The sequence below is a fragment of the Salinivirga sp. genome, assembly GCF_055145285.1.
On record NZ_JBSRDC010000030.1, the window covers coordinates 23061 to 44026 of the forward strand.

At 38.9% G+C, this 20966-nt stretch carries 14 protein-coding genes; 6 read left to right on the forward strand and 8 right to left on the reverse strand.

Translation table 11 applies throughout. The features are described 5' to 3' along the window. Positions 1 to 20 precede the first annotated feature (20 nt). The 6 genes from cls to ACTB0Y_RS06375 form a co-directional block, all read right to left on the reverse strand. Entirely contained in the window at positions 21 to 1496 is a 1476-nt protein-coding gene (gene cls, locus ACTB0Y_RS06350; RefSeq protein ID WP_463205971.1) for a cardiolipin synthase, read from the reverse strand. Between the two features lie 82 nt (positions 1497 to 1578). Beyond that, positions 1579 to 2382, reverse strand: coding sequence for a 3'(2'),5'-bisphosphate nucleotidase CysQ family protein (locus ACTB0Y_RS06355; RefSeq protein WP_463205972.1), 804 nt, complete (start codon positions 2380 to 2382; stop codon positions 1579 to 1581). 140 nt (positions 2383 to 2522) lie between these two features. Further along, entirely contained in the window at positions 2523 to 3239 is a 717-nt protein-coding gene (locus ACTB0Y_RS06360; protein WP_463205973.1) for a YdcF family protein, read from the reverse strand. 49 nt (positions 3240 to 3288) lie between these two features. Further along, positions 3289 to 4320, reverse strand: coding sequence for an endolytic transglycosylase MltG (mltG, locus tag ACTB0Y_RS06365; RefSeq protein ID WP_463205974.1), 1032 nt, complete (start codon positions 4318 to 4320; stop codon positions 3289 to 3291). 9 nt (positions 4321 to 4329) lie between these two features. Further along, positions 4330 to 5124 carry a sulfite exporter TauE/SafE family protein gene (locus ACTB0Y_RS06370; RefSeq protein WP_463205975.1) on the reverse strand — a complete coding sequence of 265 codons (795 nt, stop codon included), beginning with the start codon at positions 5122 to 5124 and terminating at the stop codon, positions 4330 to 4332. A gap of 72 nt (positions 5125 to 5196) precedes the next feature. After that, positions 5197 to 6660 carry an aminoacyl-histidine dipeptidase gene (locus tag ACTB0Y_RS06375; RefSeq protein ID WP_463205976.1) on the reverse strand — a complete coding sequence of 488 codons (1464 nt, stop codon included), beginning with the start codon at positions 6658 to 6660 and terminating at the stop codon, positions 5197 to 5199. A 154-nt stretch (positions 6661 to 6814) separates the two neighbouring features. On the opposite strand from ACTB0Y_RS06375, the gene ACTB0Y_RS06380 reads away from it, so the two are divergent. The 4 genes from ACTB0Y_RS06380 to glgP all read left to right on the forward strand — a co-directional run bounded on the left by ACTB0Y_RS06380 (position 6815) and on the right by glgP (position 15800). Then, complete coding sequence (locus tag ACTB0Y_RS06380) at positions 6815 to 8770, forward strand: amylo-alpha-1,6-glucosidase (protein ID WP_463205977.1); 1956 nt, start codon at positions 6815 to 6817, stop codon at positions 8768 to 8770. Positions 8771 to 8803: 33 nt separating this feature from the next. Continuing rightward, a complete protein-coding gene (locus tag ACTB0Y_RS06385) occupies positions 8804 to 10099 on the forward strand; it encodes a glycosyltransferase family 4 protein (RefSeq protein WP_463205978.1) in 1296 nt (431 codons plus the stop codon). Between the two features lie 101 nt (positions 10100 to 10200). Beyond that, positions 10201 to 11490: a glycoside hydrolase family 57 protein gene (locus tag ACTB0Y_RS06390; RefSeq protein WP_463205979.1), complete on the forward strand. Its 1290-nt coding sequence runs from the start codon at positions 10201 to 10203 to the stop codon at positions 11488 to 11490. An 86-nt stretch (positions 11491 to 11576) separates the two neighbouring features. Continuing rightward, the gene (glgP, locus tag ACTB0Y_RS06395; protein WP_463205980.1) at positions 11577 to 15800 is read left to right on the forward strand and encodes an alpha-glucan family phosphorylase; all 4224 of its coding nucleotides are present in this window, start codon (positions 11577 to 11579) and stop codon (positions 15798 to 15800) included. Between the two features lie 33 nt (positions 15801 to 15833). Here the strand turns inward: glgP and ACTB0Y_RS06400 are convergent, their stop codons facing one another. After that, positions 15834 to 17891, reverse strand: a complete 2058-nt coding sequence (locus tag ACTB0Y_RS06400; protein WP_463205981.1) for a methyl-accepting chemotaxis protein — start codon at positions 17889 to 17891, stop codon at positions 15834 to 15836. Between the two features lie 196 nt (positions 17892 to 18087). On the opposite strand from ACTB0Y_RS06400, the gene ACTB0Y_RS06405 reads away from it, so the two are divergent. Together ACTB0Y_RS06405 and ACTB0Y_RS06410 are read left to right on the forward strand one after the other, a co-directional pair. Beyond that, complete coding sequence (locus ACTB0Y_RS06405; protein ID WP_463205982.1) at positions 18088 to 18882, forward strand: superoxide dismutase; 795 nt, start codon at positions 18088 to 18090, stop codon at positions 18880 to 18882. 245 nt (positions 18883 to 19127) lie between these two features. Then, complete coding sequence (locus tag ACTB0Y_RS06410; RefSeq protein WP_463205983.1) at positions 19128 to 20405, forward strand: MFS transporter; 1278 nt, start codon at positions 19128 to 19130, stop codon at positions 20403 to 20405. A gap of 4 nt (positions 20406 to 20409) precedes the next feature. Here the strand turns inward: ACTB0Y_RS06410 and ACTB0Y_RS06415 are convergent, their stop codons facing one another. Further along, positions 20410 to 20934 (reverse strand): hypothetical protein, encoded by a 525-nt coding sequence (locus ACTB0Y_RS06415; protein WP_463205984.1) that lies wholly within the window; start codon positions 20932 to 20934, stop codon positions 20410 to 20412. Between the last annotated feature and the right edge of the window lie 32 nt (positions 20935 to 20966).

Sequence of the window (20966 nt, forward strand, 5' to 3'; positions counted from 1 at the left end):
AAAAAGGATTTTAGCTAAAATTACATAAGCGGGCTAAATACTCTGGCAATACTACTTTTAAAAATGGTGATTTTACTCCTTTTTTTCCAGCTTTCTTTATTTATCATTTTACAATCTTCAAGGTCTTTCTGGAAAATTTCTCTGAGAGTTTCTGCCGTATTTTCATCATATATGAGTGCATTGACTTCGAAATTTACAGATAAACTTCTGTAATCGAGGTTGGCTGTGCCTACTGATGATAAAATGCTGTCTACTATCATCATTTTACTGTGAATAAAGCCGGCCTGGTAAAAATAGACTTTTATTCCTGCATTAAGCAGTTCTGATACGTACGAGAGGCTGGCATAAGATACTATGCGGGAGTCGCTTTTAGGTGGAATTATAAGCCTGACATCGACACCGGATAGAGAGGCTGTTTTCAATGCCGTTAATAGCGACGGGTTGGGTAGGAGGTAAGGAGTGGCAATGTAGATATAATTTCGTGCAGTGGCAATGGCCGAAAAATAGGTTTGCATGATGCCTGCCCAACTGCTGTCGGGTCCGCTCGCTGCTATTTGTACAATGCTTTGTTGGTTTTCTTTAATCTCGGGAAAATAGGTCTCTTCTGTGGGTAAGCTTTTTGTCAGAAAGTACCAATCTGTAAGGAAAACCGTTTGCAGTGAATGTACTGCATTACCTTGAATTTTGAGGTGCATATCGTGCCAGGCTCCTAATTTTTTGGTGCCATGAATGTATTTATCGTCTACGTTTATACCTCCCACAAAACCGGTATGTCCATCGATTACAACTATTTTCCTGTGATTTCTGTAGTTTATTTTACTGGTGAAATATGGAAATGTAACCGGCATAAATTTTTGTACCAGAATGCCTGCGGCTTTCAATGCTTTTAATTTTTTATTGGGGAAATGCCAGCTGCCCACATGGTCCATAATTATGCGTACTTCAACTCCGTTTTTAGCCTTTTCGGTTAATATATTGCATATTTCTTTGCCGATATTATCGTATTCGAAGATATAGTATTCAACGTGTATGTGATGTTGGGCCTGCTTAAGGTCGCTTATGAGCTCCGGGAATTTTTCTTTTCCATCATTGAGTACTTTTATGGTGTTGTTTTGCGATATAATGGATTTGCTGTTGTTGAGGAGCAGCTTCATGATGTGCATCTTTTTATAAGCCGGTCTGAATTCGGTAATTTCCGGTCTGTCGAGGTACTGAAGCTGCTCAAACCTCAGTTTTTCTATTTGCCTGAAGTCCTCAATGCCCTTGCGGGAAAATATTTTTTGTTTGCGGAAATTCTGGCCAAAGAAAATGTAAAACATTAAACCAGCAATTGGCAAAAATACCAGTACCATAACCCATGCGAGTGTTTTTATGGGGCTTTTATCGTCTTTGATGACCAGCACAATGACCAGCACAATGATGGCAATGTAAAGCCAATACACCACTAAATATATTTCCGGCCAAACTTCTCGTATATATTCCCAAAACCCCAGCATGGTTGTTTTTTGATAAAAGTAAATAAAAAAACCGGATCTTTAAAAACCCGGTTTATGAAATGTTGGAATTATCGTTGGTGTGTTACAAAAACTTCTTATCTCTAAGCGCTATAAATCCGTTTACATGTAGGTCTTTTTTATTAAAATTGAGTTTTTTCTGGTTTTCAGTGCTGATAAACTGAAAGTCCAGTTGATTGACAATACCAAACCCGGCGGCAATATCCCATTCCATACAGGGCGAAAATCGCGGGTAAATATGTGCTTTGCCTTCTGCCAAAAGACCAATTTTTATCGCACTGCCCGCTGATGTGGTATCAACATCGTAGTCTTTTTTTAGTTTTTCGATGTAGTTTACGGTCGTTTCATCTAAGTGAGAGCGCGATACCGCTACCTTTAGACTTTCTCCTTTTACAAAGTCGTGAGGCTCCAGGCGGGTTACATTTTTAAAAATATCGTTCAGGTTTTCGGTGTCTGCAGACAATTCGCTTTTAAACGAGCCATAGCCACTTTCGCCAAAATACACAATGTTGGAAGCGGGTGCGGCAATAACACCACCAACCGGCACATTGTTTTCTATAAGGGCAATGTTAATGGTAAATTCACCATTCTTTTTTATAAATTCTTTGGTCCCGTCCAATGGATCTACCATCCAGAATTGTTCCCATTGCAACCTTTCTTCATGGGGTGGGATTGGGTGCTCTTCGCTTAAAATTGGAAGTCCGGTATCTTCCAGTATTTTTCGTATCAACTCATCCGCCTCTTTGTCGGCAATGGTTACGGGGCTTTGGTCTGCTTTTGTTTCTACCTTAACCTCTCCCTCATAATACTTCATAATTAAGCGTGAGGCCTGTAATGCCGCATCCAATGCATGTCTTATTCTTTCCATAATTATACTGATTTCGTTGGTTATATGTTTTATCTCATAGCGCTCGCAAGTTATAATTTATTCAAATCCGCTTCTCTGTTTTTTGTTTAAAATTTTCTCTTCAATGACAAACAGCACTTATCAAGTGTCGGGGCCTTTTATTAAATCCATCCTTGCAAATAGTAATAGGTAATGGCCATGTATTCTCTGAGTAGTACAATTTCATATTTTAAATGATTCCAGATTTGGTATCTCAACTGTTGACTTCTGCCTACATCCGGTAAATATTCTTTGCCTTTTATTTTTTCAGCGTCAAATAGTAACGAAGCATTGATGTTTTGTTCAAAACTTGCCAAACTCCCAATATTAGTGTAACCGAGGTTTCTGAATACTTTTACTGCTCTGTATATGTGGGACGGTGACGATACAATTATTATACGAGCATTGCTGTCAGGTACAATTTTTTCTTTTATTTCCAGGGCTTGCCAACGTGTATTGGTGCCTTTAGATTCGAATATCAATCGGGTGGAATCAACACCTCTGATTTGAAACTCTTTTCTTATTTCAGACAGCATACCATCACTATCGTGCTTGTTGCCCGGAAACGCTGCAATTACCTTTGCTTTAGGATATTGCCGGGCCATTTTGCTGGCATAATAAATGCGCATAAGACTCGATTTCCCCGGGAAACCTGAGCCGCCCATAAAAATAATATATTCCGGCTCAAAATTATAATCAGCATCCTGTTTCGCCAGGTGATGAATGCCCCAGAAAGGCAGGGTAGTGAAGCTCAATACCAACATCAGTAAGGTGAAACCAAACCAGGCAACCACAAATACAAAGGCAACTTTCTTGAGAATATTCAAGAATTTGTGCAAAAGAGCCGTTTTTTGATTACTTATTTTCAAACCCTGATTGAACTGGTGCTTAGTTATATATTCTTCGTTTATTTAATGCTTTCCGGTACATTCTTGCGTTTTGGTTGTGTTGTCTGAGTGTTTTGGCAAAAACATGCCTGCCGGAAAAATCGTCTTTCGCGCAAAAATAAAGATAATTGTGCGACTTATTGTTTAATACACTGTTAATAGCCTGAATAGATGGTATGCAAATGGGTCCGGGAGGTAATCCGCGGTATTTATACGTATTGTATGGTGAGTCAATTTCAAGATGTTTGTTTAAAACTCGCTTTATCGTGAAATCTTTCAGCGCGAAGATAACTGTTGGGTCTGCCTGCAAAGGCATTCGCCGGTTAAGCCTGTTTAAATATACGCCAGCAATGGTTGAATACTCATCGATTATTGATGTTTCTTTTTCAACTATTGAGGCTACAATAGAAACTTCTACGGGAGTTAACCCAATCGATTTTGCTTTTGCTTTTTTGTCGTCTGTCCAGAATCGTTTGTATTCTTTGTAAAAACGTTCAAACAATTGGTCTGTTGTAATATCCCAATACACTTCATAGGTGTTGGGCAAGAACATACATCCAAAGTTTTCAATATTAAAGCCAAATTTTTGTGCATATTGCGCAGTCAGCATTTGTTCAGCAATAGGTGCGCTGTCAGGTTCTACCTGTTGAGCTAGTATTCCGGCCAGTTGGGGGCGGGTTCTGACATTATTGAATGTAATTTTAATGGGTGTTTGTTTCCCCGATCGCAATAGCTCAACCAGGTCCCTGTTGCTCATTTCGTTTTGAATAATATACCTTCCGGGATACACATGGTTGGGGAAATTCATCTTTTTTGCTACCCAATCAAATGTTTTTTCATTGCTGATAATTTTCAGGCTATCAAGTTTATTTACAACATCTGTGTATGCATCGCTGGAATTAATATAAAACGAAACTTGTTCTGATGACAAATTTACATTGGCTTTGTACAGGTATTTCCATGCCAAATAGCCCATAACAGAAAGGCTAATAAGAATAGCTACAAACAGAAATATAATAATTCGTTTCAACATAGTTTAAAATTAAAACAATGCAAATATATCTAATAATTTCATAGCAAACAGCACTATAATGACGATTAGAAACCACCGGATAAAGCCTGCACCTCTTTTTATGGCTAATTTTGAGGCGACTATACCACCAATCAGGTTTCCGATGGCTGCAATTAATCCTAAGTGGTAGTTGACTTCTCCATTCAACATAAAAACAACCAGGGCAAAAGGCGCATATAGAAAAACAGCCATAATCTTAATGGCGTTGGCCCTTACAAGGTCGTAGCCAGCGGCAAGTACCAAAACAGTCAAAAGAATTATGCCAACCCCGATATGGATAAATCCGCCATAAACACCGGTAAGGAAAAAAAGCAAATATTGCCACCAACCAAGACGCTTGTTATTAAGCTTTTGCTGCCCATGAATCCATTTCGATGGATCAAAAAAGATGATAACCACCATGAAAATAAGTACAACGGCAAGTACTTTTTCAAACACATCATGTGGGATTGATACAGCTATCTGGGCTCCTGCTACAGAGCCCACCACAATGGGCAGGCTTATAAAGAAACCTTTGCGTAGCTCCAGTATTTTTGCTTTTTTAAAAGTAAGCGTTGCTGCCAGCGTTTGCATAATTACACCAATACGCACAGTACCATTGGCCATGTTGGCTGGCAAACCCATCAGCATAAAAAGGCTATAGGTAATTACTGTTCCACTACCTGCAATGGTGTTAATTACACCAACCAGAAATCCGGCAACTATTAATATGGTAATAGTTTGCCACGACCAGGGATCCAATGAAGTGAAATATTCTGTAATCATGTAAAACTATAAATAAAAATGCGGTATTGCATTGTAAGCGGTTACAGTACAATCCGCATTTTTAGTATTATGTTACTTTTTTTCAGGAATTTTTTTCAATACATCAAGCAGTAAATCCCAGAATTTTTGTGTGGTTTCAATGTCTATTTTTTCGTCGGGCGAGTGCGCATCCCGAATGGTAGGACCAAACGAAATCATATCCAGATAAGGATATTTTTCAAGGAACAGGCCGCATTCTAATCCGGCATGTATCGCACGTACAATGGGCTCATTCTTGAAAAGCTTTTCGTATGAGGTTTTGGTTACCTTTAATATGGCCGAATCAGTATTGGGTTCCCAGCCCGGGTAACCGTCACTGTGTTTAATTTCGGCATCGGCCAAACGAAATACCGATGCTACGGTTTCTTTTACATCATGCTTGGCTGACTCTACAGAGCTGCGTTGCGATGTAACGATATCGATTTTATTTTTCGTGTTCATTTTTACACTGGCCAGGTTCGTAGATGTTTCGACCAAACCTTCTATATCACGACTCATTTCAAAAACACCATGCCGAACACCATGAAGCGCGTTAAGCAAATTATCTTGTGTTTCTTTGTCTAATAGAAATTTCGGACTGCCAGCCTGCTCAAGACTTAGTGTGAGGTTGGGTTCTGTTGTTTTAAGTTCATTTTTAATATCTGCCTCAAATTTTGCAAAGAACGCCTGCAGGTCTTTAGCGTATTTTTTGTCAACAGTGAATACGGCTGTAGCTTCACGGGGAATGGCATTACGGACCTTGCCACCGTCTATTTCTGCTACTCTGACTTTGAATTTCACCTGAGCATCCTGTAAAAACCTGACAAGGATTTTAATGCTGTTGCCCAATCCTTTATGGATTTCATCCCCGCTGTGGCCACCTTTCAGGCCTGTAATATTTATGGTAAATGGTTCATGGTCGTCTTTGAGCGATTTTTCTTTGTAAGTAAAAGCAGCCAGGGTGTCAATTCCTCCTGCACAACCTATAAACAGTTCTCCTTCGTCTTCGGAGTCGAGGTTAATGAGATATTTTCCCTTGAAAAAGTCCGGTTCAAGCGCGAAGGCTCCTGTTAGCCCGGTTTCCTCGTCTACAGTAAAAAGGCACTCAATTGGTCCATGCTCAATAGATTCGTCGGTTAAGATGGCTAGTTCTGCTGCTATGCCAATGCCGTCATCGGCTCCGAGTGTAGTTCCATTGGCTTTTACCCAATTGCCGTCTACTATTGGTTCTATCGGGTCTTTGTCAAAATCGTGTTTTTTATCTTTATTAGCCTCACAAACCATGTCCATATGGCTTTGCAAAACCACGGTTTCCATATTTTCGTAACCTTTGGAGGCTGCTTTGGTAATTAGTACATTACCTGCTTTATCTTGTCTGTGGTTAAGGTTGTGTTTTTTAGCAAAGTCAATGAGGTATTTAATAATTTTTTCTTCTTTTTTTGAGGGTCGGGGTACCTGACAAATTTCTTCAAAGTATGACCAAACGAGCTGCGGTGATAAGTCTTTTAAATCCTTCATTTTTTTTTAACGCAAATTTAATGAAACTTAATGACATAAATTTTTGTTAGTTCAAAAAATTATTGGAAATTTATACAGTATAAAATGCTTGTTTGACAGGATTTTATCATTTAATGTGTAAATTTTATTTTGTTAAATATCCAATATCAGAGATATGAGTTATTTGAAATTTGATAAATCCAGGTTAATTAATCTGGAATATGCTTTAAACCGGGAATTGTTGCGGACCAATCGTAAGGGTTCCTATGCTTGTTCGAGTATCATCGATTGCAATACACGGAAGTATCATGGCCTTTTGGTCACTGAAGTCCCTGAAGTGGACGATGGTAAGCATGTGTTGCTTAATAATTTGGATGCTACAATTGTGCATAAAGATATGGAGTTTAATCTCGGTATTCACAAGTATGCCGGCGGTGTTTACCAGCCAAAAGGGCATAAATATGTGCAGGATTTTGATGCCGAAGATGTTCCAATTGTAACCTACAATATTGGCGATGTGGTATTGACCAAAGAGAAAATTCTGGATAATGATCATGACCGCATCCTTATCAGGTATGAAGTAGTTGAAACCGCAGCACCCATTAAGTTAAGGTTACGGCCCTTTTTAACGTTCAGAAATATTCACAGCCTTACCAAAGCCAATATGTATGCCAATACCAAAGCCGAAATGGTCAGAAATGGTATTCGTATAAAACTATATGAAGGTTATCCGTTTTTATACATGCAAACCAATATGGAACCGGAATATATTCATGTACCGGATTGGTATTATAATGTAGAGTATGCCGAAGAACAAAAACGTGGCTATGAATATAAGGAAGATTTATTTACACCCGGCTTTTTTGAGGTTAAACTCCGTAAAAACGAAAGTATAGTGTTTGCTGCCGGGATCGATGAGATGAAGCCCACCGGTATAAAGCACCGATTTACAAGTTTGATAAAAACAAGAACACCCAGGGTAAGTTTCGAAAACTGTTTAATTAATAGTGCGCAGCAATTTATAGAACGGCATCACAAAACTACAAGTTTGGTAGCTGGTTTTCCCTGGTACGGAAGTAATGCACGCCAAACCATGATTGCGCTTCCCGGTGTAACTTTATCAATAGGTGATGTAGATAGTTGCAAGAAAATTCTCAATACCTATATCCGAAGGATGAATGGGCCTCTTTTTCCTTCATCTTTAGCCTATAATTCGGATTATTTCGATCAAATAGATACTCCACTCTGGTTTTTTCACGTGTTGCAGGAACTAGAAAAAGCCGATCCGAGAATCGATATTTATGAGAAGTATGGAGTGGTTATGAAAAAAATATTGAATGGTTATCGCGACGGCACGATACATAATATTAAAATGAACGATTATGCATTAGTTTATGGCGGAGATGATGATATACCACTAACCTGGATGGATGCCAAGGTTAAGGAGAAACCGGTGACGCCGAGAAAAGGTATGCCAGTTGAAGTACAGGCGCTATGGTACAATGCTTTACAATACACATATGAAAAAGCTAAAGCCAAAAAGGATAAAAGTTTTACAGAAGATTGGTTTTATTATTTGGATGTGGTGAAAAGTTCTTTTTTATCACGTTTCTGGGATGATGAAAAGGGTTATTTAGCCGACTTTTCATCAACCAAAGAAGTTTACTGGAATGTAACTCCAAACCAGATAATAGCTGCTGCCTTACCTCACAGTATGCTTTCAGACGAGCAAAGTGAGCAGGTTATTAAAACAGTAAAGCAGCAATTACTCACAACACGTGGATTGCGGACCTTATCACCGGCAAATCCAGAGTATCAGCCCCAGTATGAAGGTAATCAGTATGAGCGGGATCGGGCCTTTCACAAAGGTACAGCATGGCCATGGTTACTTGAATATTATGCTAAAGCCAATTATAAATTATACGGTGTAAAGGCGCTTGATGAAATTATAGAAATTTATCATGCTTTTGAAGATGATATGAATGATTATGGTATTGGCACCATTTCAGAAATCTATGATGGCGATCCTCCGCATTATCCGCGAGGAGCTATTTCCAATGCAGCCAGTGTTGCCGCTCTTTTGCAGATAAGAATGATGATTCAGGAGCTGCTTGTTCTAAAAGAAAATTAAACTTAATAAAACCTCAAAAAAGTTCATTTGCCGATGAGAGTATTAATGTTCGGATGGGAGTTCCCACCACATATTAGCGGTGGCCTTGGAACTGCCTGCTATGGCCTCACTAAGGGGCTAGCCAGTCATGGAGTAGATATTGATTTTGTTGTCCCCAAAGCATATGGCGATGAAGATCAGAGTATTGGTAAAGTTCACTCTGCCGGTGATATTGAGTTTGATATTCGTAAAAAAAGCATGAAAGAGTTCTGGGATAAAGTAAAATATATGGAAATAGGTTCCAATTTAATTCCGTATGTTTCTCCAGAAGAGTTTGAACGTATAGTTTCATCCGATATATTATCAAACCAGGAAATTGAGGAACGGGTCTTTTCTACGCGATTTAAATTTTCGGGTAAATATGGCAACGACCTCATGCAGGAAGTGAGCCGCTATGCATTGATAGGAGCAGTTTTGGCCCAAAACCTCGATTTTGACATTATTCATGCACACGACTGGCTTACCTATGCAGCCGGTATAGCGGCCAAGCAGGTAAGTGGGAAACCTTTAGTTGTTCATATGCATGCTACTGAATTCGACCGAAGCGGGCAGCACGTGAATCAGCAGGTATTTGACATTGAGCGTAAAGGTATGCTTGCTGCAGATAAGGTCATTACTGTAAGCAATCTTACACGCTCTATTGTACACGAAAAATATCATATTCCTTTGGAGAAAATTGTAACTGTATATAATGCTGTTGAACCTCCAAAAGTTGGTCCGGGTGATGGAGATAGAAATGTGCGCGAGAAAGTAGTTACTTTTTTGGGTAGAATTACCTTCCAAAAAGGACCGGACTATTTTATTGAAGCAGCCAAAAAAGTACTGGATAAGGACCAGAATATTAGATTTGTTATGGCCGGAAGCGGCGACATGCTCAATAGAATGGTGAGAAGAGTAGCAGAACTGGGTATTTCAGACCGTTTTCATTTCACCGGTTTTCTTTCCAGCGCGAATGTATATAGAATGTTTAGTGTAAGTGATGTTTACGTAATGCCATCAGTATCAGAGCCTTTTGGAATCTCCCCATTGGAAGCTATGCGATCTAATGTACCTGTGATTATTTCAAAACAATCAGGAGTGTCGGAGGTACTGGAACACGCCATTAAAGTAGATTTTTGGGATATTGATGCTATGGCTGATTCAATATATGGATTACTTAACTACAAAGGAGTTGCTGAGTTATTTAGGCGCTTTGGGAAAGAGGAGGTAAACAACTTAAAGTGGGATAAAGCCGCCGCCGAACTAATTAAGGTTTATCAAGATACATTACAAACCGTACAAGTGAGTTGAAAACGAATAAAATTATCTAAACCCACGAAACAGGGAATTTTTGTATCAACTGAGCGTACATACTTCTTTTTGGAGTGGGTTGAAAGAAAACTATATTAAACATGAAGAAAATTTGCTTTTATTTTCAGGTGCACCAGCCATTCCGGTTAAGAACCTACCGGTTTTTTGACATTGGACGAAATCACGATTATTATGATGTTTTTGCCAATCAGAGTATCATGAGAAAGGTTGCAGAGAAATGTTACTTACCTATGAATCAGCTTTTACTGGAACTTATTAATAGGCATGAAGGGCGGTTTAAAATAGCATTTTCCATAAGTGGTGTAGCCATCGACCAAATGGAAATGTATGCCCCTGATGTGTTGGAAAGTTTTAAAAAATTGGCAAAAACCGGTCATGTTGAGTTTTTAGCCGAAACATATGCACACTCTCTTGCGTCGCTCACAGATAAAGATGAATTTAATATTCAGGTGCAAAATCAGGTTAAAAAGGTTGAAGAACATTTTAACCAAACCCCATCTGTTTTTCGTAATACAGAGCTTATTTATTCCGACCATATTGGTGAAATTGTAGCCGATATGGGATATAAGGGAATGCTGACGGAAGGTGCAAAACATATAATGGCCTGGAAAAGTCCGAACTATCTGTATTCCAATACGGTAAATCCAAGATTAAAACTGTTGCTTAAAAATTTCCAGATGAGCGATGATATAGCTTTCCGTTTTTCCAATCGTAATTGGGAGCAATGGCCGTTGACCACAGAAAAATATGTAGAATGGCTTCGCAATATGGACAGTAAAGAAGAAATTGTGAATTTGTTCATGGATTACGAAACGTTTGGCGAACATCAGTGGGCCGAAACTGGAATTTTTAATTTTATGCGGGCATTGCCCGACGCTGTTTTTAAACAAACCAATATGGAGTTTGTAACACCCTCGGAGGCTATTGAGCAACTTCAACCAGTAGGACCTTTGCACATTCCGGAGCCTATCTCCTGGGCCGACGAGGAGCGGGACCTAACTGCCTGGCTCGGAAATGAACTGCAGGATGATGCTTTTGACCAATTATATGCACTTTGGAAAATTGTAAGAGCTTCAGATGATGAAGACATCATTCGCGATTGGAGGTATTTGCAAACAAGCGACCATTTTTACTACATGTGTACCAAATGGTTTTCTGATGGTGATGTACATAAATATTTTAATCCCTATAGTACGCCATATGAAGCCTATATCAACTTCATGAATATTCTGAGCGATTTCAAAATCCGACTCGGTGATGGAACCGATGAGAAGTCTGAAGTAGAACGTTTACGAAAAATTACAGAACAACAAGAAGCGCAAATTAGAGAACTGAACAAAGCAATTGGTGAAATAAGACGCCATCAGTAATAAAATTTGTGGTAAAGTAAGTTTATAATAGCGTTTGTAATTCTTTTTTGCACAACCCATTAGTGGATAAAAATAAATCAAAAACCATGGTTCAATATAAGCGTCCCGATTACTTGTTTGAAACAAGTTGGGAAATATGTAATAAAATTGGTGGTATTCATACTGTAATAGCCACCAAAGCGCCACTACTCAAAAGCCAACTGGGCGACAAATTAATAATGGTTGGCCCCGATACAACCCGTTATTCAGATGGTAATCCTGAATTTGAAGAAGACAGAACGCTCTTTCCCCAATGGATAAGCAAAGCCCAGCAAGATGGCTTCCGGGTGCGTACCGGACGCTGGAAAATTGAGAGTCGGCCAATTGTTATCTTAATAGATTTTACTACTTTGATAAGTAAAAAAGATGAAACTCTTACCGAATTGTGGGAGAGTTTCGGTGTGGATTCCTTATTAGGGCAATGGGATTACGTGGAACCGGCTATTTTTGGTTACGCTGTAGGGAAAGTAATTGAGCATTTTTCTGACTTTAATTTGTCGCATCGCCATCAAATAACAGCTCATTTCCATGAGTGGATGACAGGTAGTGGTGTTTTGTACCTCCATAAGAATGCTCCATATATTGCCACCATTTTCACAACACATGCCACTACAATTGGGCGTTCTATGGCGGGTAATGGTTTGCCACTTTATGTCGATATGGAAAAACATGATGTAGAAAAGTTTGCACAAGATCATCAACTTGTTGCCAAGCATTCGCTTGAAAAACAGGCCGCTCATCAAGCCGATTGTTTCACCACGGTAAGTGAAATTACTGCAAAAGAATGTACCCATTTCTTACAAAAAGAACCAGATATCATTACGCCCAATGGTTTTGATATGCGCGTAATACCAGATGAGAAAAGTTTCGCAGAAAAAAGAACACAAGCCAGAAAACAAATTTTTAAAGTTCTTGAAACTTTGTATGGAGAAAAGATAAGCGAAAATGCCCTCATTGCTGTTATAAGTGGCCGCTATGAATGGAAAAATAAAGGTATTGACCTTTTTATAGAAGCCTTTAGTCGGTTAGATACAGAAAAAATGGAACGGCCTGTGATCCCGCTGATTTTAATACCTGCAAGTCATGGTGGAGTGCGAAAAGAACTAAAAGATGCATTAGAAAATAACGAAAGCCCGGGTTTAAAACAGCCGTATCTTACCCATGTATTGCACAACCGGGATGCAGACCCCATTGTAAAAGCTATTGAGCAGGATAAAATATATGAAAATAATAACCTGTATCCTTTATTTGCTCCATGTTACCTTAATGGTTTCGACGGTGTTTTCAATTTGTCATATTACAATCTTTTTATTGGTGCCGACCTTGGAATTTTTCCTTCCTACTATGAGCCATGGGGCTATACACCTTTAGAATCATTAGCTTTCAGCATTCCGGCTATTACTACAACCCTCGCAGGATTTGGTATTTGGATAAACAACGAGGAGTTGAATATTGCTAAAGGTGCCAGCGTAATTAAAAGAACCGATGACAATGATACAGAAGTGGCAGAGCAAATTATTAAGGATATTGTAAAATTCCTGAATTTTAATGATGAGCAGGTCACTACGACACGTGAAGCAGCAAAGGAAATTGCTAAGGGAGCCTTGTGGGACAATCTGATTGAGAAATATCATGAGGCTTATAACCAGGCGAATGAAAAATCTACAGAGCGACACAAAAAACACAGACCAAAAGTAAAGGCAAAACCACCGCAGCTTTTCAGTGATAAAATCAATAATGAACCCAAATGGAACAAGATGCTTATACAGAGTAGCTTGCCTGATGAGCTGAGTGCATTGGCCGAAATTTCACAAAACTTGTGGTGGACATGGAATTTTGAAGCAATTCAACTTTTTAAGTCTATGGATGAGGACCTTTGGTACGAAACAGGCCGCAATCCAATTGCTCTGCTCAATAAAATTTCAAAAGATACGCTCAATGCCATTATCGATGACCAGGAGTTTATGGAGCGATATGAACACATTAGTAATGATTATAAACAGTATATTTCTGAAAAAAGCCATAAGGACAAAACCATTGCCTATTTTAGTATGGAGTATGGTTTTAACGATAATATAAGAATTTATTCCGGTGGACTGGGAATACTTGCCGGCGATTATTTGAAAGAAGCTTCAGATAACAGACTCAATATGATTTCAGTAGGCTTTTTGTATCGTTATGGTTTTTTTAAACAGCAACTGACTATTAAAGGAGAACAGCAAACTGTGCTGGAACCACATAATTTTAATGATTTGCCGGTTACACCATTAAAAGATGAGATTGGGAATCCGGTGCTGGTGGTTGTAAGCTTCCCCGGACGTTCTGTTTATCTGAAAGTATGGGTATTAATGGTTGGTCGCAACCCGCTGTATTTACTTGATGCGGATAATGACTTTAATACTGAAGAAGACCGGAATATTACCCATCAATTATATGGTGGCGACTGGGAAAACAGACTAAAACAGGAAATTGCACTTGGTTTTGGCGGAATACGCCTTTTACGCCACCTGGGATACAATATTGACATTTACCATCTTAATGAAGGGCATGCAGCATTTATTAATCTGGAACGAATTGGTACGCTGGTTCAGGAAGAAAAACTTTCTTTCGATGAAGCATTGGAAGTAGTAAAAAACACATCCTTATTTACTACGCACACACCTGTTCCTGCAGGTCACGATGTTTTTAATGAAGATTTGTTAAGGGTCTATTTACGGCATATGCCGGAAAGACTGGGCATAAGCTGGGAAAACATGATGCAGATTGGCAGAATGAACCCAATGAACCTCGATGAACCATTTTCAGTGAGTGTGCTGGCAGCCAACACCTGTAAAGAAATGAACGGTGTATCGGAATTGCACGGACAAGTATCGCGCGAGATGTTCCAGAAACTGTACAAAGGGTATTTTGCCAATGAATCGCATATTGGACATGTTACCAATGGCGTGCATTACCCGACATGGACAGCCAAAGAATGGAAGAAGCTTCATAATGATTACTTTGAACAGGACTTTTGCAATAAGGTGCACCAGCGCGATTTGTGGAAACGCATTTATGATGTGCCTGACGAGGAAATATGGAACATCAGGAAATTGTTGCGCGAAAAGTTAATTACCTATATTAAAGAACGTTACGAGGATAATTGGGTAAAACGAAACGATAACCCAAGGCGGATTATGAATGTGCTGAATACCATTGATCCAAACACACTTACAATAGGCTTTGCCAGACGATTTGCTACGTATAAACGAGCTCATCTGCTTTTTACAGACATTGACCGGTTGAGTGAAATAGTCAACAACGAAGAAATGCCGGTACAATTTGTTTTTGCCGGAAAAGCACATCCAAAAGACCAGGCCGGGCAGGATTTGATTAAGAACATTATAGAAATTTCGCAGAAGCCCGAATTTGTAGGAAAAATTCTCTTTATCGAGAATTACGATATTCAATTAGCCAAACGACTGGTAAAAGGTGTAGATATTTGGCTTAATACACCAACCCGGCCATTAGAAGCTTCGGGAACCAGCGGACAAAAAGCCACATTAAATGGAGTGCTGAATTTTAGTGTGTTAGACGGTTGGTGGAGAGAAGGTTATCAGCCAGAGGCGGGTTGGGCCTTGCAGGAAGAACGCATTTACAAAAATCAGGAGTTTCAAAATGAGCTGGATGCGGTAAACATTTATGCCATGCTCGAAAACGAAATTGTGCCTTTGTTTTATAAACGCGAAAATGGTGAAATTCCGACCGATTGGATTCGGTATATTAAGAACAATATTGCACATGTGGCTCCCGAATTTACTACCCATCGTATGTTGCACGATTATATTGAGCGATACTATAATCCATTGATGGATTACGGGAAGGAAATTTATAAAGATAATTTTAGCAAGGCTACAGATATTGCTTTGTGGAAACAGCATATTTATGAGCACTGGGAAGAAATTGAAGTAGTGAATGTGGACTTTCCTGATACATCGAAGCACGATTATAAATCAGGTAATCAATACCATGGAGAAGTGGTTCTGGGCTTAAAAAATTTAGATCCGGCTGAAATTGGTATAGATATGGTACTATCGGAATATGCCGGGCAAATGAGTGAGGCAGAGGAGGTTTATACATTAAAATATGATAAAACCGCAGACGGGTTATATTTTTATTCAGTAGATTTGGAGTTGGAAGATCCAGGCCTTTATGATTACGGATTGCGAATATATCCCAGAAATGAGCTGTTAAAATATAAAACAGAACTTAACCTTGTGAGGTGGATATAAAAAAAAAGCCGGTGTTACCCGGCTTTTTTAGTACTAAAAATTCTCAAAATCACTATCATCATTAAGTTTTAAGTCAAATCCTTTACCCTGTGATTCCGATTGTGGTTTATTCGCGGTTGTCTGGGGATTTTGAGTGGTTTTTTTACCTTCCTTTGGCTTTTTGGGAGCCTGCTGCTGTTTGGTAGCCTTTTTCTTTGTAGTAGTTTTTCGGCCTGTATCGAAATATGCAACCTGGTTTTTAAGCTCATCTGCCTGGCTCGATAGCTCTTCGCTACTTGTAGCCAACTCTTCAGAAGCTGCAGCATTTTGCTGTGTAACCTGGTTTAGTTGCTGAATGGCATTGTTCACCTGACCGGCTCCGCCAGTCATTTCATTATTGGCAGCCGTAATTTCCTGTACGAGTTTTGCCGTTTTCTGTATATCAGGTACAATTTGTTCAAGCATTTTGCCTGATTTTTCAGCAATATCAACCGACGATTTACTGGTTTCTTCTATATCCTTGGCAGCTTCCTGACTTCTTGCAGCTAGTTTTCTTACTTCTTCGGCAACCACTGCAAAGCCTTTTCCATGTTCTCCTGCTCGAGCAGCCTCTACAGCAGCATTAAGCGCAAGTATGTTTGTCTGACGCGCAATTTCACTAATAATGCCAATTTTATCGGCAATATCGCGCATCGAAACAACCGTATTGTTCACGGCTTTATTACCTTCATTGATATCTTCAGAAGCTTTCAGCGAAATTTTTTCTGTTTCGTTGGCATTGTCTGTATTTTGCTGAATATTTGAGGCCATTTCTTCTATGGATGACGAAACCTCTTCGGCAGATGAGGCTTGTTCGCTGGCGCCTTGAGACATTTCCTGCGAGCTTGAACTCATTTGCTGACTGGCCGATGCAATATTCTCTGCCCCAAGCATAATATTGTCCACAATTTCTTTGAGCTTGTTAGCCATATTTTGAAGAGCACTGGCCAGTTGTCCGATTTCATCGTCCTGGTCCACATCAATTTCTGCTGTTAAATTACCTTTGCTAATCTTATCTGCAAATTTAACCCCTTTGTTAATGGGCCTGATTATTCCAAGTGCAATTATTGTGGCCAAAGTTATACCTGCAATTAGAGCCAGAATACTAAAAATAATTACGCCTGAGCGTGTTTGCGATGCCTCTTGCAGCATTACTTCATCAGTCATCAGGTAGTTTTCTGATTCATTAATAACTCTTGTGAAAAGGGTTCCCATTTTATCCAGGTGCACTTCTGTTTCCTGTAGATAAATACGGTTAGCCTCTTCCATTCCTGCTATTCTTTTATCGTTCCAGGCAATCATCTCATCAATTACTTCAAGCACTTTGTATGTTTGTGGCTTAACGAAATTCATGTAATAGTTTTTTGCCTGTGCAATTTGGTTATTTCTAAAATATCGCTCCAGCGTGTTTATACTTTCGTGAAGAACTTTGTGTGGTTCTTCCACATCTTTGGCAATTGTTGCAAAAGACGGATGTTGATTTCTGAATTTTCGCATTTCGTCGGAATAATACCATTTGCCAAATGCGCAGAGGTGGTGGTCTTTAACTACTTCAATTTGGTTCACCTGTATAGCGCGCACTACATAATCTTTAACCGAATGCGCCCATGTTAAATGATCAGATTTTGCTTCGCGCAACATTGCACTGAGCTTTCCATCTGCCTGCTGGAAAACTTCTTTTATTTTAACGGCAGAGTTGTGCAATGCCATGTGTGGATCTTCAAATTGATTGAATATTGGCTTGAGCTCAGGTGCCAGTTCCTCGGCATGTTCTCTGCCTTCTCCATAGTACCATTTACCAAAGGCACACTGGTGGTCATCAGTTTGTACATGAAGCTCAGTTACATTGTCATCCGTTAGTAACTGGGCTACATTGCCGGCCCACTGAAGATGTTGCACATATTTTTCATTCATTTCCGTACGTAGCTTGTTTCCTTCAATTACTTCTCCTGCATTTGATACAATACCGCCAATACCATTAATTGCCCAAAATGCCACAACGGCAAGCAATATGATGACAAGTCCAAATGCAACAAAAAACTTTCTTCCGAGTTTGAGATTTTTCCACTTCATAGCTGTGAGGGTTGTTGAGTTTGTATTCTCTTTTAAGTAGAGATTGTTTTAGTTTAATAATTATAACCAAGGTACAACAATATTTATCCTGTAGCAATAGGTACTTTTACTTGATCTTTAAATAATTGATAAAAAATGTTAAAAACAAATTGTATTGTCATTTGTCTGACTATTAGAACTATTAAAACTAATTGTTATGAAATACTTAATTTCGATTTTGATTGTAATGACCATGTTTAGTGCATGTCAGCAAGCCCCGGAGAAAAATAAAGCCGCTGATAATAAACAAATGGTGAAAAGTGAGCATTCTGAAAGCAGTGATCAATTGCTCCAAATAGTTAAAAAATTGCCCGAATACAAATGGCAACACCCGTATAAACTACCGGAGTTACCATATGCATACAATGCACTGGAACCTACCATAGATGAGCTTACTATGAAAACACATCATACGAAGCACCATCAGGGTTATACGAATAAAACCAATAAATTTGTGAAGCAATTTGGTGTTGAAAATAAACCAGTTGTTCATTTATTTGCCGAAATAGAAAAACATCCGGATGCTGTAAGAAATAATGGCGGTGGTTTTTATAACCATGGGCTTTTCTGGACTTTTCTTACTCCCGGTGGCTCAGCATTTGAGGGAGAAGTGGCTGATGCTATTAAGAAAGAATTCCAATCATTTGAAAATTTTAAATCAGAATTCGAAAATCAGGCTGCTACACAGTTTGGTAGTGGTTGGGCATGGCTGGTTTTGACACCGGAAGGAAAACTGGCGGTTACACAATCATCAAACCAGGACAATCCGCTTATGCCAAGCCTCGAGGTGAATGGCGTTCCATTGCTTAATATAGACGTTTGGGAACATGCTTATTACCTTGAATATCAAAACAGAAGAGGCGAATATATTTCAAACTTCTGGGATATTGTAAACTGGAAAACCGTGAATGAACGATATTTGATGGCTCAAAAAGTTGTAGAGTCAATATAAACTATTCATAAACATAAAAAAAGGCGATTAATGCTTGTTGCATTAGTCGCCTTTTTTGGTTTTGTTTCCTGGTATTTTTTCCCTGCTTTTTTCCTTTATTGCGATAGTTAGTGACCTGGAATATGACAGGTTACAGCCAACATGGGTTACTTATTACGTTAATATCTATTCTTATTTTCAGAGAGAATGGCTGCTTGTCATCACTGTAGCACTAAATTATTATATTTGCGGCTTATTTGTAGAAAATGATAAAAAAGCTCACACCTGAAGAGAAAAAGACTTTTGGCCTGCATCTTTCGTATTCCTTAATCGAAGGGTTAATTCGGGGAGTGTTAATCCTTAACGAGTTTGTGCTGATTAAAAGTTTGGATGGCAGTAATTACCAAATCGGGTTTTTACTTCAGTTTCAGCATATCGTTTTGATTCTTTCAGTGTTCATGAATGAATTTTTACGAAGAACAGTAAGGAAAAGAAAAATGTTAAATGGTATTGCCATTATTACAAGACTTCCTCTGTTGGCCTTTGCATTTTTTCCTGCGGTTTCACAAAATTTACATCCAATTTACCATTATATCTTTCTATTTGTATTTCTGATTTACTTTCTGGCCAACCCAATTGTTTTTCCCACCATCAACCTTTTATTGAAAAGCAGTTATAAGCATCACCATTTTGGGAAGTACTATAGTTATGCCACTTCAATGAATAAAATTGTCATGCTTGCGGCAACATTCGGATTTGGTATATGGCTCGATTATGATCCCTACATATTCAGGTGGGTATATCCTGTTTTGGGTTTGCTGGGTATTGCTTCAATATTTTTACTCACCCGCATTGATTATACGCCAAAGGAAACAAGATTTGTCCAGGGGTTTTGGAGTTCTATAAAAGGATCAATGGTACGGATGAAGCGAATTATTATAACCAACAAACCTTATCGCGATTTTGAGATTGGTTTTATGTTTTATGGGTTTGCTTTTATGACAAGTGCAGCTGTATTGACTATATTTTTTGAGCGGGAGCTACATTTAAACTACACAAGTATAGCTACTTACAAAAATGCGTATAATGTGTTGGCTATTATGTTATTGCCCTTTTTTGGCAAGCTTATCGGAAAAGTAGACCCAAGGCAATTTGCCATTTACACTTTTGGTTCATTAATGCTGTTTGTGGCATTTTTGGGAATAACCTACTTTTGGGACGATTGGCTGATGCTTGGAAAAATTAAATTCTATTTTTCAGTAGGTATTGCCTATCTTTTTTATGGTGTTTTTGCCGCAACCATGGCACTTCTCTGGAACATCGGGTCGGCGTACTTTGCCAGTACCGAGGATGCCGGCGATTACCAATCAATTCATTTGTCGCTAACTGGATTCAGAGCTTTGTTTGCACCACTGGCTGGTGTTTTTGTTTACGAGCTCACGGGTTATTTTTATACTTTTATGATAGGTGTTTTTACCCTGCTTATTGGTATTGGCATTATGCTATATTCAATGAAAAAAAGACCCCATGTGAGAAAAACCTGATACTTTATTCAATACGTTTATAAACTTCCAGAATGGTTTTGTTTTCTCTTGAGCGCTGCAATAAATATTTTTGATCTGATGTGTAAGTGCGTATTTTGGCAAGTCCGGCCGCCTGAGACGGGCAACCCCTTGGTGTATTGCCACATGTAACGTTTTGCTTTCTATCTTCAAAAATCTTAATCATAAGGTAATCCGGAGCATATCTGTCTTCCTTCACAAATAACAGGCTGTCGTTGTTGACAAAATAAGTCTGACTTAGTTCCACAACTTTATTAAGCGTATGCAAACCCATTAAGTTAAAATCAGGAAAGGAAAATATTGCTATCGTAGAATTTTGTCTGCCATAATCGAGCACCAGATGTTTCCCCGTCTTGCTGAGTAATATGCCGTTTAATCTAAAATTACGCTGGTTTTCTGCATTATTAAAATGTGGGGGCGGCACGTTAGTTAAATGTTTGTATCCATCTTTTTGTGGATAAGCGAGTAACGTACAACATAAAAGGATAATAACAAGATATATCTGTTTCATTTTCATTTGTTTTTACTTCCCTTAAAAACTGT